Here is an 11,952-nt window from a genome sequence, read left to right as displayed (position 1 = left end):
GGATGCAAATCCGCGCGGTTGCGCTATGACCGCGCGATGATTGACTCCGCCATCCTCGACCGCTTCGCCGCGCTGCTTGGGCCAAAGGGGTTTGTGACCGATGTCGACGCGATCGCGCCGTGGGTGAGCGACTGGCGCGGCCGGTATCACGGCACGGCGCCGGCGCTGCTCGCCCCGGCCAGCGCGGCGGAAGCGGCGGCGGCGGTGGCGTTGGCTGCCTCCACCCGTATCCCGCTGGTTCCACAGGGCGGCAACACGTCGATGGTCGGCGGGGCGACACCGCCGGCGGACGGCAGTGCCCTGATCCTGTCGCTGCGGCGGATGAACCGCATCCGCTCCCTGTCCGCCGAGGATAATCTGGCCGTGGTGGAGGCGGGGGTTATCCTGTCCGACCTGCACGATGCGGCGGCGGCGGCCGGGCGGCGTTTTCCGCTGTCGCTGGGCGCGAAAGGATCGGCGACCATCGGCGGGCTGGTGTCGACCAACGCCGGCGGCACGCAGGTTCTGCGGTTCGGCACGATGCGGGCGCTGGTTGCAGGCGTGGAAGCGGTGCTGCCCGATGGCACGCTGTTCGACGGGCTGTCGGCGCTGCGCAAGGACAATCGCGGCTATGACCTGACCCAGTTGCTGATCGGTGCGGAAGGAACGCTGGGCGTGGTCACCGCCGCCGCGCTGCGACTGGTTCCCGCCGCGACCGACCGCGCCGTCGCCTGGGTCGGGCTGGACACGCCGCACGCGGCACTGGCGCTGCTCCGCCGGCTGGAGGCGGCGTTGCCCGGCGGGATCGAGAGTTTCGAGCTGATCCCCGCCGATTCGCTGGATCGGGTGCTGCGCCACATCCCCGGCACACGTGCGCCGCTTGCCGGCGCTCACCGCTGGCACGCGCTGATCGAACTGGTCGGCGACGATGCCCGCGCGCGCATGGAGGCGGCGCTGGCGGCGGCGCTGGCCGCCGGGCTGGGGGCTGACGCCGCCGTCGCGCTCAACCAGGCGCAGGAAGAGGCGTTCTGGCGCCTGCGCCATTCGATTTCGGAGGCGGAACGCGCCAGCGGCCCGGCGGCGCAGCACGACATTTCCGTTCCGGTGGCGGCGATGCCCGATTTCCTGCTGGCGGCGGCGACGACGATCGAGGCGGAGTTTCCCGGCACCGACGCCAGCGGTTTCGGCCATCTGGGCGACGGCAACGTCCATTTTCACGTCCGCGCCCCGGCGGGGGCGCCCGCTGACTGGGCGAACGGCGCCGGCAAGGCGGCCAGCGCCCGCGTCCACGATCTGGTTACCGCCGCCGGCGGATCGATCTCCGCCGAACACGGCATCGGCCAGATGAAACTGGACGAGCTGGAACGGCTGGCCGACCCGGCCCGGCTGGCGACGCTGCGGGCGATCAAACAGGCGCTCGACCCGCGCGGAATCATGAACCCCGGCAAGCTGGTCCGGCTTGCGTCGGAACCGCCAAGGCCATAGACCCGCCAGCCATTGCAAGCCTCCGGCGGCCGCCGGATCGCAATCAACGTGGAGAGAATTGAACATGGCCAGCCAGCCGCCGGCGAACCTGCCGCTTTTCTACAAGGATCTGGTGCCGCTTTCGAGCAACGACCATGCCGACTGGCGTACCCGCCCGACCGACGCGCTGCCGTTCCTGGCGATCGAGCATGCCGTGCCGATCGCGGTCGAGGAATTCATTCCGTGTCAGCGTTCCTTCCCGATCGTCTTCTCGTCCGGCGAGAATTCGGTGCCGCTGGCGCTGATGGCGCTGAACGCGGGCATGAACACGATGATCGGCGAAGACGGCCGGATGAGCCGAGAGGCCTATGTCCCGGCCTATATCCGCCGTTATCCGTTCATGCTGGCGCGGCTGCGCCCTGACACCGACGAACTGTCGCTGTGTTTCGATCCGACCAGCAATGCCGTCGGGCCGGGCGAGGAAGGTGAGCCGCTTTTCGTCGACGGCCAGCCCAGCGACGCGACCAAGTCGATCCTGCAGTTCTGCGAGGGATTCGAGCAGGCGGCGGCGCAGACCAATGCGTTCATGGCCGAACTGAACGAATCCGGCCTGTTGATGGACGGCGAGGTCAAGATCGAGCAGCCGGAGCAGGAGCAGCCGTTCGTCTATCGTGGTTTCCGCATGGTCGACCAGGATAAGCTGAAGGACATGCGCGGCGATCAACTGCGCAAATGGTCGCAGAACGGCATGCTGCCGCTACTCTACGCGCATCTGTTCTCCCTTGGGCTGGTCAGTGACGTATTCGGCCGCCAGGTCCGCATGGGCCGGTTGCCGGAGATGATGGGTACGTCGGCGGCGTAGCCGGCGGGACGCGGGCGGGGCCGTGGCGCGGCTCGCCCCATTGCGGTTCAAATAATTTTGGTTGCGGCTTGAAATCCACTCGGCCGCGTTCCATATCTTGTTGGCCCGTGGAGGTGTTTTCCCCCCTTTCACTTCCTGCGGGTTGGCACATCCTTGGATGTGCTTCCTCCCTGAACCTTGGCCACTCCGTGCATTGCATGGGGTGGCTTTTTTCTGGGGTCTATTCGGCGGCGATCGGCATCGTCCCGCCCAGGGCCTCTTCCGCCAGCGCGCTGACGCAGGTGGCGATGAACCGTGCCAGCCGCGCCACCCCGGCGGAATCGGGCGTGCGCAGGCTTTTGCCGAGGTAGAGCGCGCGGTCGACCTCGACCTGAATCGCGTGGATGCCACGGCCGGGCGCGCCGTGCCGCTCCAGGATGTGCCCGCCCTGATAGGGCGCATTGAGCGCAACCCGCAGCCCGGCCGCTTCCGCCTCTCCGCGCAGGCGGGCGGTGAAACGGCTGCCGGCGGTCAACCCGAATCGGTCGCCCAGCACCAGCGTCGGCGGCTGCGCTCCGCCAAGCGGCGGCATCGAGTGCAGGTCGAGCAGCACCGCGATGCCGAATCGGGTATGGGCATCGGCGATCGCGGTGGCGAGCGCCGCGTGATAGGGGCGGTGGACGCCCTGGATGCGCGCGTCGAGCGATGCGCGGGCAAGCGGCGCCCGCCAAAGGTCACCGACGCCGGCGAGGCGGCGCGGCACCAGCCCCAGCCCGCCGCGCACTTTGGCTGACGGCGCGCGGCCGAAGGCGATCGGCGGATCGATCATCGCCGGGTCGACATCCTGTTCGGAGCGGTTGAGGTCGATCCATGCGCGCGGCGTGCGCGCAACCAGAGTTGCCGCCCCGGCCGCCGGCGCGTGGGCGGCGAGCAGGTCGACATGCCGGTCCTCCAGCGCGATCAGCCGGTCGGCGGGCACCCGGGCCAGCCGGGCGGTGTCGGCCGGGTAGCAGCGGCCGGCATGGGGCACGGACAGGATGACCGGAACCGCCGGCCCGCTCGGCGCGAGAAAGTCGAACACGGGCGGACCTTGGCGCGATCTGCCGATGCGATCAATCCCGCGCGAAGCTGGAAATTATTAAGAGGCAGGCGCATAAGAGCGCGTCAGCGACCGGCTTTCGGCGCCAACGATGATGAGGGTTTCGATGATCCGGATCCTGCTGGCCGAAGACGACGACGTGATGCGCCAGTATCTGACGCGGGCGCTGGAAAAGGCCGGCTATGCGGTGACCGCCGTCGATCGCGGCACCGCCGCTCTCCCACTGCTGGCGCCCAATGCGTTCGATCTGCTGCTGACCGACATCGTCATGCCCGAAATGGACGGAATCGAACTGGCCCAGCGCGCCGGCCAGCAGGCACCGGGGATGCGGGTGATGTTCATCACCGGTTTCGCGGCGGTGACGCTGCGCGCCGGCAAGGCGGTGCCGCAGGCCAAGGTGCTGTCGAAGCCGTTCCACCTGCGCGATCTGGTGACCGAGATCGACCGGATGTTCGATATCGGCAGTCTGTCCGGCCATAGTTGAGCGGCACCGTCGGCCGACGACGCATTCGGTGCTTGCACGGGCGGGGACGCCCGGCTAAAGCCCGCCTCCGACGGGCGTGTAGCTCAGTGGTAGAGCACTGTGTTGACATCGCAGGGGTCGCAAGTTCAATCCTTGCCACGCCCACCATTAAAACCCCGCTTTCCCAATGGGATGGCGGGGTTTTTTGTGGGGTTGCCGCAAGGGTGTCGCAGGCGCTTTGCAAGGCTTTTGGACGCTTGCGCGCCGATGCTTGAGCGCCAGATGAACCTGGCGGGCGGTGAAGGCCCGGCCACCCGGCGAGGCAAACCGTTATGGAACCAGGCATGGTGTTTGGGTGCGGGCGACGGCGGCGGGGTGGCATAAATCCCGCCCGGCGTGATTTTCGCAATGCCGGTGGGGTTTGACTCTCTCCGCCGGGAAGCGCAGCCTTGGCCAACCGACGCCCCTGGCATGAGCACAGCGTTGGCCGACGGTAACCGGAGAGCCGCCGCTTTATGCAGGAGGCTCGCTATGTCAGCCCCCGATTATGAATATTTCAAACGCCGTCACGCCGAGTGCATTGCGAAGGGGCGGACCGCTTCATCGCCGGAGGTCGCCAAAATCTATTTTGATTTCGCGGCCCGCTATATGGCGGTGCTGGGCAAGACCGCACACGCAACTGAGCCGGTGCAGGACAGCGAGTAGGCGTCCCCGCGTTACCGGGCGGACAATTCGGCGAAACCATAGGCCATTAGCAGCGTTTGTTCCGGCCCCGATTGCGAGGTCATGCTCATGTTCACCCAGCTCCATCCATCCATCCCGCTCCACGTCAAAGGCAAGGGCGATGGACGTGCGCTCGGCGTCATCGATTATGGTGAAGAGCACGACCTGATCTGGGTGACCGCGATTACCGAGACGGGCGAAATCTGGTGCGCGCCGAATCCGATCGTGCGGATGAAAGCCAATTGGACGATGGGCCGGAAGGCGGACGACTAGATACCGAAACGAAAAGAGCCGGCCCTGCGGCCGACCCTTTTCTGGCGGGCAGGGGCCTCGATTTAATACGAGATCCCGTAATAGTCATAGACGCTCCTGCCGTAGGCGCGATCGTAGGCGGGTTCCTCGTTAACGCCATAATGCGGGGCGCCTTTCAGGCGATCCTTGTCGATATCAACGACATAGCCGTTTTGATCGGTGTCGTACGACAAGACATCCCACGGAAGTGGGTGGTAGCTTTCACCCATGCCGAGAAAGCCGCCGAAACTCATGACGGCATATTCGACCTTTCCGCTGCGCTTGCCGACCATGAAATGATGGATTGAGCCGAGATGCTCACGCGCGGTGTTATAGACTTTGGTCCCTTCGACCTTGCTCGATGAGATGAGGTTGCCCGTTTCATCGCGTTCGGTGGCATTTTGTGCGGTGTTCATGGCAGATTCCTTATGTGGAGGATGACCACCAACGGGTCGCGTGCACGAACTGTTCCTGTCGTTTCGCAGGACGAATGCAATTGCACGGCGCCACGAACGGTCGCTTCTCGCGCCCTTTTGCGCCAGAAGACGACCCGCGCGGGCGACCGGATTCAGGGGCGCCGGCATCGCTTTGAGATGGATCGGACGCCCATCATGCCAGCGTGCAACGACGAGTATTTCCGCGCCGTCATGCCGCGTGCGTCGCGAAGGGGCGGGCGGGGGCGTTACGTCGATTGCCGCCCGCCGCCCGCCGCTATCCATGCATCGATTTTCGCTTCGAGCACGTCCATTGGCAGGGCGCCCGTGCCGAGCGTCTGATCGTGATAGTCGCGCGGGTCGAAGCGTGGTCCAAGTGCGCTGGCGCTGCGCGCGCGAAGCTCGCGGAATTTCAGCTCGCCGATCTTGTAGGCGCACGCCTGGCCCGGATAGGCGATGTAGCGATCGATCTCGACCTCCACGTCGCGCCTGGCCATCGAGGTGTTGTCGAGCATGAAGGCGATCGCCTGATCGCGGTCCCATCGCTTGGCGTGAATGCCGGTGTCGACGACCAGACGCACCGCGCGCAGCATTTCCATGTCCAGATGGCCGAAAAGCTGCATCGGGTCGCTGAACATGCCCAGTTCTGGTCCAAGCGATTCGGCGTAGAGGCCCCAGCCTTCGGTGAACGCCGTTGCCGAACCGAAGCGCAGCAAGGGGGGCAGCGCCGCGTTCTCGCGCGCGAGGGTGATCTGGAAATGGTGACCGGGAATGCCTTCGTGGAGGGTCAATGTCTCCAGCGTCGGGATCGGCCGGGTGTCGAGCATCGACATGTTGAAGAACAGAATGCCGGGCGATTTTCCGTCGGGCGGGCCGGGGCGGTAATAACCGGTGCCGCGCTGGTCGCCGAGGGCGGGCAGCGGCTGCACCGTGAACGGCGCCTTCGGTCGATCGTGGAACAGCCGGGAAATGCCCGGCCATATCCGCGCCTCGATCGCCTTGAAACGGCCAAGCAGTTCATCCGGCGTCTTGCAGTAGAATTTGGGATCGGTGCGAACATGTTCGAAGAAAGCCTTGAGATCGCTTGAAAAGCCGACCTTCATGCGAACGGACTCCATCTCCTGCCGGATGCGCGCCACCTCGCTCAGCCCAAGCGCATGGATATCGTCCGCCCCGCGGGTCGTCGTCGTGTGGCGGGCAAGTTCCCACGCATAGAGCCGCTCACCGTCCTTCATTGCCCACCGGCCCGGTTCCGGCGTCGCGACGGGCAGGTAACTGTCTTTCAGGAAACGCTGCCAAAGACGGTAGCCGGGGTAGACCCGATCGGTGATGCGCGCTTTATACGCCGCGCGCAGCCGGTCGCGGTCCGCCGCGCCGAAACTGTCTGGAAGGCGGTCAATCGCCGACCAGAACGCACTTTTTTCAACCGGGATGGCGAGGACCGCGTCGACCTGCCGCAACAGGTTCTCGATCACGATGCGCGGCTGGCGATACCCCTCGGCAAGCCCGCGCCGGGCTTGCGCCACCGCATTTTCCAGATAGCCGGCAAAGCCGTCGAGGCGTTCCAGGCCGCGCTCATAGTCCGCGACGGTGGCGAAGGGCGCCGGCCCGCCAGACACGAAATCAGGGAATTCAACCTGTAACCCGAAAGACGGATCGAACGGCGCCATGCGCTGAACGTCGAAAAGGCCGGTTTCAAAAAGCGTCAATGTTTGACGGATCTGGTAGCGGAACACGTCATAGGCGATGCGTTCGACCGGCGGCAGCGCGGAGCGATCAATCGCCTGCAGCGCCTGCCATTCCGCCTGCTTGTTCGCTTTCAGGGCGGCGACATAACCGTCGCTGAGCGGATCGACGAAGGCGGGGGCGGCGGCTTCGGCCTGCCGGGCCGCCGACAGCGGATCGAGCCGGGCGTCGGCCGCCTCGCTCAGGTCCAGTAGCGCCCGCAGCCGCACCGCCGGGGAGTCCGCTGCGGCAAATGCGGGGGCGGGGAGGGCCAGGCTGAGCGCGCTGCTGCCAAGCAGCATCAGGGCATGGCGGCGCGAATGCAGGAATTGGGTGGATGCGTGCATGTGGATTCCCCGAAGCGGATCGACCGGCGAGCCGACCGCGACAGAATGCAAATCCGGGCGGCATCGGCAAGCACTATGGGTGTTCGGTGCTCTGGCGGTTACGGCACTGAATTTTAAGATTATATCTGGGAAAAGTACCGTGGGCGCAGTGGTGTTGCGCTAGCCGCAACAAATTTGGCCGTTTCCCTGCATTGAACGCACGCCTGTATCCCGCATGCTTCAGCCATTGGTGGCGAGATGGCCGGCGGTACCGGTCCATCCCACGTTCGGAGAGGGGTGCGTGATGAGGATGGTTTGCATGACGGCCCTGGCGGCGGCGCTGTTGCTGACGGCGCCGGCTCAGGCGGAACTGCTGGCGCTGACCGGCGCCAATGTCGTCGATATCGAGGGCAAGGCGCCGGTGCGCGACGCCGTGGTCGTCATCGACGGCGAAACGATCAAGGCGATCGGCCCGGCGGCATCGACGCCGGTTCCTTCCGGTGCGCGGGTCATCCCCCTCAACGGCAAATGGCTGATTCCGGGGCTGATGAACATGCACGTCCACCTGGCGCTCAACCTGCCGGGCGCCACGCGCGTCTATAATGAGAGCCGGGAATCGATTGCGCTGCGCATGCTCGATAATGCGCAGAAGTCGCTCCGCTCCGGCGTGACCACCATCCGCCTGACCGGCGCGCAGGACGGGATCGATTTCACCGTCAAGAAGATGATCGACAGCGGCGTTTTCGATGGCCCGCGCATTCACACCGCCGGTTCGTCGATCGTCGCGACCGGCGGGCATGGCTCGACCGAAGTGAATGGCGCCGCCGAATTCTCTCAGGCGGTTCGCGAGCAGATCAAGCGCGGGGCGACCTGGATCAAGCTTGGCATTTCCGGCGGCATATCCGACACCCACGGCGATATCGCCGGTTCGCCCTTCACCGATGACGAGTTGAAGACGGCGATCGAGGTCGCGCATCGCAACGGTGTCAAGGTGATGGGGCATAACGGGTCGCCGATAGCCGCAGCCACGGCGATCGACGCCGGTATCGACGGTTTCGAGCACGGCTACTTCCTGACTCCCCCGGTCCTCACCCGCATGAAGGAAAAGGGAATCTGGCTCGTCCCGACGATCGTGGTCAGTCAGAAGGGCGCGCGCGCATTCTACCAGAAGATCGGGTCGCCCGACTGGTATCTCGACCGCGTCGATTCCGTCGGAAAGGGCCATTGGGCCATGCTTCAGAACGCGATCCGGATCGGCACGCCGATCGCGCTGGGCAGCGACCAGTATCCTTGGGAACCGAACGAAGGCACGACCGCGACGATCCGGGAAGCGGAACTCTATGCCGAAGCGGGGATGACGCCGCTTCAGGCGTTGCGGGCGGCAACGATCGAGCCGGCGCGGATGCTGGGTGTCGACAAGCAGGTCGGTGCGTTGCGCCCCGGTTATCTTGCCGACATCGTTGCGGTCGATGGCGATCCAACGGCGGATATCCGTGCGCTGCGCACGATCAGCCTGGTCATGAAGGGCGGCAAAGTCATCGTTGCGCCCGCCGAGTAGTTTGCGCTGAGCGCAACGATTCTGCCGATATGGTGTCATTGCAATAACAGTGGGACTGGCGGAAACCTTTTCCCAACGCCCGGCGGGTCGCGCCAAGAGGCAATAAGCAAGGGGATAACGAATGACGAAGAGCAGGCTCATTGGCCGTATCACGGCATCTCTGGCTGCGACGTTGCTGACCGTTGCCGCACCGGCCGCCGCGGCGGAAAAGCCGGCGACCGACATGCTGTCGAAGATGTTCATCTGGTGGAACCAGGCATTCAAGACGCCCGGCGCCTACACGCCGGAAAACTTCTCCAAATTCTTCACGCCGGACGCGACGCTGACCCTGGAAGGCCGCACCGTGATCAACGGCGTGGGCGAATGGGCGACGCATTTCCAGAAGATCCAGGCCGGCGGCGGTGAAGTCGAGATCGTCGTGCCGTTCAAGGAAGTGTTCGAGAAGGACGGCGTGATCTACAATTATCACGTTATCCGTTCGCGCCGTGACGGCAAGGCTGCCTGTTCGCTCGCCGCGGGGCACGCAACGCTGCGTGACGGGATGATTTCCTCGATCGTTCTGGTTCGTGCGCCGCTCGACGCATCTAAGGGACCGATTGATCCGCAGTGCTGGGTCGATTGACCGGCTGAAGCCGGAAAAGCGCTGCCGAACCGGGCGGCGCATGGTGCTGTTTCCAAAATAAAGCCGGCGGTCAGTAAGCCGCTGCTCTTTCAAGGGTAGGTCGTTCAATGAGCTATTTTCTGCCTCGCATTCTCCCGCGCGCCCTGTCCGCGTGCGCCGCGCCGGTCGCGATTGCCGCCGCGCTGATTTCCGGCCCGGCATGGGCGCAGGCGCCAGCGGGGGCCGCGGAGCAGGATATGAGCAGTGACATCGTCGTCACCGCGCAGCGCCGCACCGAATCGATTCAGAACGTGCCGATCGCGATCACCGCCGTCACGTCGCAGACCCTGAAGGACCAGAACGTCCAGGGCGTCGAGGACTATTTCGCGCTGACGCCGAACGTCAGCTTCCAGAGCAACGGTTCGCGCGACCGCAAGGATCTCGCGATCCGTGGCATTTCGAACCAGCTCAACCCGTATGCGGATGTCCGCCAGTCGAGCTATGCCTTCTACATCGACGAATTCAACGTCGCGGCCGGCACAAGCAACCCGCAGATCGTCGACCTTGAGCGCATCGAAGTGCTTCGTGGGCCGCAGGGTACCTATTTCGGCCGCAACGCGGTTGGCGGCGCGATCAACGTCGTGACCAAGAAGCCGGTGAATCATTTCGAGGGTGAAGCCGAAGTCGGCTATGCCAGCTACGGCACGAAACGGGCGCAGGGCGTCATCAACGTGCCGATCGTCGACGGGCTGCTCGCGGTGCGCGCGTCCGGCCAGTATGAAGAGTCCGACGGCTACATCAAGAACATCAACCCGATCGGCGGAGGCAATAACAGCAAGTATTACACCGGACGGATTCAGGCGCGGCTGACCCCGCTCGACAACCTGACCTGGGATGTCGCCTACAGCTATTCGAACGAACGGCTGGGCATGCGCAACGGCGTGCCGACCGGCTTTGTCACGCGGACCTGGGCGTCGGTCTACTACGGCCTGTCGGCGGGCCTTGTCGGCGATCCCGACGGCGTGGGCTTCTTCCCGGAGAACGACAACAAGGTGAATTTCGACCGGCCGCAGCGCGTTGGCAGCAAGTTCAGCTACATCAGCACGCGGGCGGTGTGGGATTTCGGCCTGGCATCGCTGACCGGCGTGTTCGGCCACCTGAAATCCGACGTGTTCAACTATGGTGACGTCGACGGCGGCAGCCGCGATTTCTTCTACGAGGACCTGCGCCTGACCCGGAAGTCGACCAGCGGCGAACTGCGCCTGCAGTCGAACGGGTCGAACCTGCTCGACTGGAGCATCGGCACGTCGCTGGGCAAGGACAGCGGCGTCAGCGACCAGTCGACCTATCACGGCGCCGACAGCCCGCTGTGCCCGGCGGGCACGGTCGGCAACTGTTCCGGTCTGGAAGTGACCGGCGCCGATGGCGACAGTACATCGCGTTATTTCGCGCTGTTCGCCCAGGGCACGCTGAACTTCTCCGAGCAATTCGCAGCCACCGCCGGCGTCCGCTATTCGTGGGAAAAGGTCACCAACCTGTCGCAGACGCGGTCCAACGGCACGGTGACCGGAAACAACGACCGTAGCGCGGCGTTCGAGGATATCTCGCCGAAGTTCACGCTGACCTACAAGCCGCAGCGCGACTGGATGATCTTCGCCACCGCATCCCGCGGCTTCAAATCCGGCGGAACCCAGACGGTCAACGCCACGCAGCTGCGTAACGAATTCGAGCCGGAAACGCTGTGGAACTACGAGCTTGGTACCAAGTTCGACCTGTTCAATTCGCGTGTCCGCGTCGACGTCACCGGCTTCTACATGGACTGGAAGGATGTTCAGCAGACCATCCGTTTCCAGTTCATCGATCCGGTGACCGGGCTGTTGCGCGGGGTGAGCGGCATCGCCAACGCGGCGTCCGCCGAAAGCTATGGTGTCGAGGCAAGCTTCGACGCGCGGATCACCAACCAGTGGAAGCTGGGCGGCCAACTCGGTTTCAACAAGTCGAAGTACAAGGATTACCCGAACGCGCTGATCGACGGCGTCGTTCTCGACCTTAGCGGCCAGAAGCTGACGACCGCGCCGAAATGGACGCTCGGCGCACAGACGCAGTACACCGTGCCGGTCGGGGATTTCGACGCTTTCGCCCGCGCCGAGTGGAATTACCGGTCGAAGATGATCTCCAACCCGTATTATTACCTGTACAAGGCGGTGGATGGAGAGCCGTTCCTCAGCCCGAGCTACCACACGGTCAACCTGCGTTTCGGCATCGAGAACGACCGGTTCCGTGCGGTGGTGTATGCGGAAAACCTGTTCAACGCGCATTATTACGCCAATGCGTATGAAAAGGCGTTCTACAGCGGCGTACAGGTGGAGCCGTCCTATCGTTCCTTCGGCGCCTCCGTCGGTTACAAGTTCTAGGGTGTTCAGGCGCGGGCGGCGAATGCAAGATCGC

11 protein-coding genes and 1 tRNA gene are annotated in these 11,952 nt (G+C 64.7%); 9 read left to right on the top strand and 3 right to left on the bottom strand.

The genetic code is table 11. From position 1 onward, the window contains the following. The first annotated feature begins 36 nt into the window (after window positions 1-36). On the top strand, window positions 37-1,464 hold the full coding sequence (locus tag ACMT1E_RS07400) for an FAD-binding oxidoreductase (RefSeq protein ID WP_414903121.1): 1,428 nt from the start codon (window positions 37-39) through the stop codon (window positions 1,462-1,464). Window positions 1,465-1,528: 64 nt separating this feature from the next. Further along, window positions 1,529-2,305, top strand: coding sequence for a SapC family protein (locus tag ACMT1E_RS07395; protein ID WP_414903120.1), 777 nt, complete (start codon window positions 1,529-1,531; stop codon window positions 2,303-2,305). A 220-nt stretch (window positions 2,306-2,525) separates the two neighbouring features. Here ACMT1E_RS07395 and ACMT1E_RS07390 read toward each other — a convergent pair whose 3' ends face one another. Beyond that, entirely contained in the window at window positions 2,526-3,365 is an 840-nt protein-coding gene (locus tag ACMT1E_RS07390) for an N-formylglutamate amidohydrolase (protein ID WP_414903118.1), read from the bottom strand. Between the two features lie 124 nt (window positions 3,366-3,489). Between ACMT1E_RS07390 and cpdR the strand changes: the two genes are divergently transcribed. From cpdR to ACMT1E_RS07370, 4 genes are all read left to right on the top strand, one after another. Then, window positions 3,490-3,867: a cell cycle two-component system response regulator CpdR gene (gene cpdR, locus ACMT1E_RS07385; protein WP_414903116.1), complete on the top strand. Its 378-nt coding sequence runs from the start codon at window positions 3,490-3,492 to the stop codon at window positions 3,865-3,867. Between the two features lie 72 nt (window positions 3,868-3,939). Continuing rightward, window positions 3,940-4,014 (top strand) — tRNA-Val (locus ACMT1E_RS07380). Window positions 4,015-4,377: 363 nt separating this feature from the next. Further along, entirely contained in the window at window positions 4,378-4,551 is a 174-nt protein-coding gene (locus ACMT1E_RS07375; RefSeq protein ID WP_414903115.1) for a hypothetical protein, read from the top strand. An 87-nt stretch (window positions 4,552-4,638) separates the two neighbouring features. Next, on the top strand, window positions 4,639-4,842 hold the full coding sequence (locus tag ACMT1E_RS07370; protein ID WP_414903316.1) for a hypothetical protein: 204 nt from the start codon (window positions 4,639-4,641) through the stop codon (window positions 4,840-4,842). A gap of 62 nt (window positions 4,843-4,904) precedes the next feature. Here ACMT1E_RS07370 and ACMT1E_RS07365 read toward each other — a convergent pair whose 3' ends face one another. Continuing rightward, window positions 4,905-5,276 carry a PRC-barrel domain-containing protein gene (locus ACMT1E_RS07365; protein ID WP_414903113.1) on the bottom strand — a complete coding sequence of 124 codons (372 nt, stop codon included), beginning with the start codon at window positions 5,274-5,276 and terminating at the stop codon, window positions 4,905-4,907. Window positions 5,277-5,542: 266 nt separating this feature from the next. Beyond that, entirely contained in the window at window positions 5,543-7,366 is a 1,824-nt protein-coding gene (locus ACMT1E_RS07360; RefSeq protein ID WP_414903111.1) for a DUF885 domain-containing protein, read from the bottom strand. A 298-nt stretch (window positions 7,367-7,664) separates the two neighbouring features. Between ACMT1E_RS07360 and ACMT1E_RS07355 the strand changes: the two genes are divergently transcribed. The 3 genes from ACMT1E_RS07355 to ACMT1E_RS07345 all read left to right on the top strand — a co-directional run bounded on the left by ACMT1E_RS07355 (window position 7,665) and on the right by ACMT1E_RS07345 (window position 11,918). After that, entirely contained in the window at window positions 7,665-8,903 is a 1,239-nt protein-coding gene (locus tag ACMT1E_RS07355; RefSeq protein WP_414903109.1) for an amidohydrolase family protein, read from the top strand. Between the two features lie 121 nt (window positions 8,904-9,024). After that, window positions 9,025-9,525, top strand: coding sequence for a hypothetical protein (locus ACMT1E_RS07350; RefSeq protein ID WP_414903108.1), 501 nt, complete (start codon window positions 9,025-9,027; stop codon window positions 9,523-9,525). 107 nt (window positions 9,526-9,632) lie between these two features. Beyond that, window positions 9,633-11,918 (top strand): TonB-dependent receptor, encoded by a 2,286-nt coding sequence (locus tag ACMT1E_RS07345; protein ID WP_414903107.1) that lies wholly within the window; start codon window positions 9,633-9,635, stop codon window positions 11,916-11,918. The last annotated feature ends 34 nt before the right edge of the window (window positions 11,919-11,952 follow it).

It is taken from the genome of Sphingomonas flavalba (assembly GCF_047553045.1).
GTDB lineage: Bacteria > Pseudomonadota > Alphaproteobacteria > Sphingomonadales > Sphingomonadaceae > Sphingomonas_L > Sphingomonas_L flavalba_A.
This window is presented reverse-complemented; position numbering and strand designations above follow the sequence as displayed.

Bases quoted from the DNA above. Each gene is read 5' to 3' on its own strand.
- ACMT1E_RS07355 (WP_414903109.1), top strand. From the start codon at position 7,665: ATGACGGCCCTGGCGGCGGCGCTGTTGCTGACGGCGCCGGCTCAGGCG.
- ACMT1E_RS07360 (WP_414903111.1), bottom strand. From the start codon at position 7,366: ATGCACGCATCCACCCAATTCCTGCATTCGCGCCGCCATGCCCTGATG.
- ACMT1E_RS07370 (WP_414903316.1), top strand. From the start codon at position 4,639: ATGTTCACCCAGCTCCATCCATCCATCCCGCTCCACGTCAAAGGCAAG.
- ACMT1E_RS07395 (WP_414903120.1), top strand. From the start codon at position 1,529: ATGGCCAGCCAGCCGCCGGCGAACCTGCCGCTTTTCTACAAGGATCTG.
- ACMT1E_RS07400 (WP_414903121.1), top strand. From the start codon at position 37: ATGATTGACTCCGCCATCCTCGACCGCTTCGCCGCGCTGCTTGGGCCA.
- ACMT1E_RS07350 (WP_414903108.1), top strand. From the start codon at position 9,025: ATGACGAAGAGCAGGCTCATTGGCCGTATCACGGCATCTCTGGCTGCG.
- ACMT1E_RS07365 (WP_414903113.1), bottom strand. From the start codon at position 5,276: ATGAACACCGCACAAAATGCCACCGAACGCGATGAAACGGGCAACCTC.
- ACMT1E_RS07375 (WP_414903115.1), top strand. From the start codon at position 4,378: ATGTCAGCCCCCGATTATGAATATTTCAAACGCCGTCACGCCGAGTGC.
- cpdR (WP_414903116.1), top strand. From the start codon at position 3,490: ATGATCCGGATCCTGCTGGCCGAAGACGACGACGTGATGCGCCAGTAT.
- ACMT1E_RS07345 (WP_414903107.1), top strand. From the start codon at position 9,633: ATGAGCTATTTTCTGCCTCGCATTCTCCCGCGCGCCCTGTCCGCGTGC.